Annotated in this window: 5 protein-coding genes; 3 read left to right on the top strand and 2 right to left on the bottom strand. The window is 54.4% G+C overall.

The annotated features are described in order from the left end of the window. The first annotated feature begins 231 nt into the window (after positions 1–231). Together ACSSVY_RS22585 and ACSSVY_RS22580 are read left to right on the top strand one after the other, a co-directional pair. Positions 232–495 carry a hypothetical protein gene (locus ACSSVY_RS22585; RefSeq protein WP_454272275.1) on the top strand — a complete coding sequence of 88 codons (264 nt, stop codon included), beginning with the start codon at positions 232–234 and terminating at the stop codon, positions 493–495. 60 nt (positions 496–555) lie between these two features. Then, positions 556–1,461, top strand: coding sequence for a restriction endonuclease (locus ACSSVY_RS22580; protein ID WP_454272274.1), 906 nt, complete (start codon positions 556–558; stop codon positions 1,459–1,461). A gap of 496 nt (positions 1,462–1,957) precedes the next feature. Here ACSSVY_RS22580 and dndB read toward each other — a convergent pair whose 3' ends face one another. Next, entirely contained in the window at positions 1,958–3,067 is a 1,110-nt protein-coding gene (gene dndB / locus ACSSVY_RS22575; protein WP_454272272.1) for a DNA sulfur modification protein DndB, read from the bottom strand. 330 nt (positions 3,068–3,397) lie between these two features. On the opposite strand from dndB, the gene ACSSVY_RS22570 reads away from it, so the two are divergent. After that, positions 3,398–3,562, top strand: a complete 165-nt coding sequence (locus ACSSVY_RS22570) for a hypothetical protein (protein WP_454272270.1) — start codon at positions 3,398–3,400, stop codon at positions 3,560–3,562. A 471-nt stretch (positions 3,563–4,033) separates the two neighbouring features. Here ACSSVY_RS22570 and ACSSVY_RS22565 read toward each other — a convergent pair whose 3' ends face one another. Then, entirely contained in the window at positions 4,034–4,363 is a 330-nt protein-coding gene (locus tag ACSSVY_RS22565; RefSeq protein ID WP_454272277.1) for a zincin-like metallopeptidase domain-containing protein, read from the bottom strand. Positions 4,364–4,434: the final 71 nt, after the last annotated feature.

Raw genomic sequence — 4,434 nt, 5'->3', positions numbered from 1 at the left:
TGCGCGCCAAGTTCGAGCAATGGCATCCGGCGTTGAAGCCTTCGTCCGAAACCGAAATGGCTGCATGATTGCCCCACACTTTACGGTACTCTCCTGAAGGCAAAGGCCAAAGAGCGCGACCTGACCCCAAAAGAAAAGAAAGAGCTCTCCGCTGAAGAGAAGGAATACAAGTCCGCTCGAAAGTTGGTCCAGGAAAAACTGATCAAGTTTGCCACTCGTATTCCTGCGTTCATGTACCTGACCGATTTCCGTGAAAACACCCTTCAGGATGTGATCACAAAGCTCGAACCCGATCTATTTCGGACGGTCACCGGCCTGACAGTCCAGGATTTTCATCTCCTGGTTCGGCTCAAAGTGTTCAACACAGAACAGATGAATCAGGCGGTTTTCGCCTTCCGCCGATACGAAGATGCCTCATTGAATTACACTGGGATTGATAGTCATGAAGGCCTGTCGAGCTACGGCTTGTACAACACTGTTGTTGCCCGAGAATAACAGCACTGGCGTCAGTTTCTTGGGCAGGCCGTCGCAAGATTTACTTTTTTAGGGGATAAGATGAGACGCTTCAAAATCGACGCCGAAACCCTACCCGACCTTCCGGGGATGATGCTTGTCACAGTCGAAGCCCTGAAAGACCTTGGCGGCTCAGCAACGATCCAGGAGTTGGATGAAAAGGTAATTGAGCTGGAAGGCGTCACCGAAGCTGAACAAGCTTTCACCATGCCGCGCGACGAGAACCGCACGCGGGTCAATTACTACCTAGCATGGGCCCGCACCTATCTGAAACGCGGCGATGCGCTGAACAACTCCAAGCGCGGTGTTTGGGCACTGACTGAAACTGGGTCCGCTATCTCCGAGCTCAGCGCGACGCAGGCGATCTACGATCAGGTGACGCAGGAAGAGCGCGAACGCGCGCGCCTAAAGCGTTTAGCCGCCAAGAAAGCGGACGCCGACCGAGGTGAAGAAATCGAAGTCATGGCGGATGACGGCCCTATCGACGAAGAAGATTGGAAGTCAGCGCTCTTGGCCGTTCTTGGAAAGATGCCTCCGGATGGGTTCGAACGCCTGGCGCAGCGCCTCCTACGCGAGGCGGGCTTTACCAAGGTCGAGGTGCGCGGCAAGTCCGGCGACGGCGGGATCGACGGTGTCGGTGTGCTAAGGGTGAACCTTGTATCGTTCCAGGTTTATTTCCAGTGCAAGCGTTGGAAAGGAAGCGTCGGAGCAAAGGAAATCCGCGACTTTCGTGGGGCGCTCCAAGGGCGAGCTGACAAAGGGCTGTTCATTACCACCGGGCATTTCACCAGTCAGGCGTCGGATGAGGCCACGCGCGACGGCGCGATTGCAATTGACCTAATCGACGGTGACCGGCTGTGCGAACTCTTGAAGGAAAATCGGTTGGGCGTGGATACGGAGATGATCGAGCGCGTTCAGATTCAGCCAGATTGGTTTGAGGGTATCTAGGGGGCAGTAACGTGCCAAAACTGCGAAGGTTTTGCCGGGGGTTTTTGTCATGGCTGGCAGCTTGATGTTGGTGGGAGCACGGAATCCGGTCAAAAACGACCGTTTTAGAAACAGCCTTAATAGCCGCGCGACTGAATACAATCGCGCGACTTACTTTATGATACTCGATTGTCAAAGCGTCCTTATCGGGTCTCGCGCGCAATTGCCCCAATCTTGATTTTTGCGAGGGCCAACGCGTTCAACGCTTTATCAAGCGCGGCCTGTGCCTCTGCTGCTTGTTTGCCGGTTGGATATGGTCCTTGGGGCGGCAAGCCCTCCCCGGCCCGTTGCACCCACCCAAATGTGGCTCCGGTGGCAACCTCTGCAATCCGACCGCCGTTCACGCCGAACCACGCGGCTATGTCATGTTGACGATCACCTCTCGCCAGCATCCCTTTAACGAGCGCAGCATCGTACTCTGTCAGGCGGACACCACTCGTTTTTGCTCTACTACCCATCACACGGCTGACTCCGAAATCTGCTGTTCTGGCGGGGTGAGAGATCGAACTTCCGCGTCAGTCAGGGACAGGCCAAGTGCACGCTTCACAAAAGCCTTCGTAGCTTGCCTGGATTGCCGGTTTGACGAGACAGAACCAGCGATGATGCAAACACCATTCCACTCAGGGTTTGATTTCTTCCAATCAATCTCGGGAAGTGCCTTGAGGCGATCCTCCCATGTATCAGGGTACTCGCGCATCAGCTCTGCACCAGCTCCTCCAAGGGCGCGCATAACTGTTGCATGGGATGCGAGGCTTTCCTGGCGGAGCTCCATCGCCCGCATGTGCTGCGTCTTTACCGCAGCCCATTGTGGCATATTTTCGGATACCGACCGCCAAAACTTCACCGCAACAGCGGTAATTTCATGATGGCCTTCTTCATCATCCTCACTCTCACCTGCTACATCGTGAAACTTTAGGAGCTCCTTGTTGGCATCATAAATTGTTGACAGCGTGAAAAGCTTTGGCGAACGAATACCGATTGAGATGGCATCACGGTCAACCATGCCGTCAAAGACGTCGACCAGCTTGATCACTTCCAAAGTCAGCCGAGAGAAAGGGTCTCGCTTGTCATAAAGGATATCAATCGACTTCGAGGTCTTCTGCACGAACCTATTCAGGTCGGAGAACATCTGCTGCATCCGGTCGCGGCTCTCATACTCGAAGAGAAGAACGGAGATCGTCTCGTCACCTAGGGCGGGGTTCTCCTTCAAAGCATGGGCAATGGCGGCGCATCGGTGTTGTCCGTCGTTGATGACAAATTCCGCCTCATCGAAATCCATCGCAACAGTACCAAGGCTCTCTTCGCTCGAAAGCGACGAAAATTCGACGTTACATTTGTACGACGCCGTAATGGACGCGAAGAGGTATCCATCCTCGTTTTCAGTGATGTACTTCGAAATGTGAGGAATTCGCTTTTGGTTCAGGACCCTTTGTTCGCGCTCTTCAGGCGTAAACTCCGCCCAATCTCTGAACGTAAACATTTTGGGCACGACGCGCAGCGGCATCATGCATGAGTAGTATCTACGGCCACCGATGGTGCCCTTCATTGCGGGAAACGTAACTTTCATAGCTCAACTCCTTGTTAGAGCTCACAGGAAACTGCGGGGTAGATGCTGATTCAGCTCATTCCGCAGCGTGAGTACAGCTCACCATTTTCATATACAGAGCTCTAACAACTTATCTCAAGAGCTCTCTTGAATTTCCTCCAATACAGATGAGAGCTCTTCCTTTCTTCCGAAAGAGCTCTTACCCATCACTTGACAAAAGTCGAAAAAACCTATATAAGGTAAAAACAAGCTTCGGAGATGGGTGCGGGTCCAAATCCCGCCACTTGGTTCGTTGTCGTCACCTTTCTAACCATCGTCCGTTTTGGGCTAGACTACAGAAAGGAGATTCTCATGGAGACAAAGACAATGAATGAAAGCCGTATGGCACGAGTGAAATCTGCACTAACCAGAGTTCTAACCACCTTTAATGAAACCAACTGGGTGATTTTGACGAACGTTGTGGCAGGAGTGGCAACCCTATCCATCTATGCGAAAGGCGCTCCCCGTTTGGGTTGAGCGCCTTTTATGTTCACCTAATATGCGCAACCGGTGACATTTCAACTTGGTTGCGACAGATGCCGCGACACCCGCAACTCCCGGCAAATCTGCTTGATCGGCTTCTTGTCCTGAAAATACGCCCGACGGATCTTCGCAATCGTCCCCACAACCAACATCCCACACTATGCTCCCCGATAGCCTCGGGGGCATTATCCACATCAGTGTAAGGGGGTCACTTTTGGACGCCGATCACCCCGCTACGGGGTCAAAATTGCATGCTTGTTCACACCCCAACTCACGGATGGTGGCCCCCAAGCGCTTCCGGGCATGGAATGTCCGTCCGCGCGAAGCGCCGGGCCTGTCGACGGGTGGCCTTCAGGTTGCCCGCTGGCAGGTCACCCTGAAACCGCCCGCATCCACGATCACCCCACAACGCAAAAGGCCCCCACCTGCTGATGGGGGCCTCGATCCTCTCGGCGGTGCGGGCTGTTACTCTGCGGCCATCCTGTCGGCCTGCGCAGTGCGGTCCATGATGTAATCCACGGCTTTCTGCGCCTCGGAGGCTGCCCGAAATATCGCGCGGCTGTCTTCCTTCATCGCCTCAAGCCATCCTTCGACATAGGCCGCGCTCTGGTCGAACTCAGGCTCCACCCCGATCTGCGCGCAAAGCATGCAGTTTCCAATTTCCGCGACCAGCTCCTCGAACGCGTAAGCCTTGCGGTCATTGAACCGGCCCAAGCGGTCCAGCCGCTTTGTCGCCCCTGTCCAGTGGGTCTTATGCCGACATCGGCATAAGGCCCATAATGCCGCGTTTCGGATTATGCCGCGCCGATCCGAACTACCAGTTGCGTTTCAGTTAGATCGGCGCGGCGTGTCAGCATAATTCAGAG

This window comes from Roseovarius sp. MBR-51, from assembly GCF_053628575.1.
The sequence above is the reverse complement of the archived record's forward strand: the minus strand, read 5'-3'. Positions and strand labels throughout refer to the sequence as shown.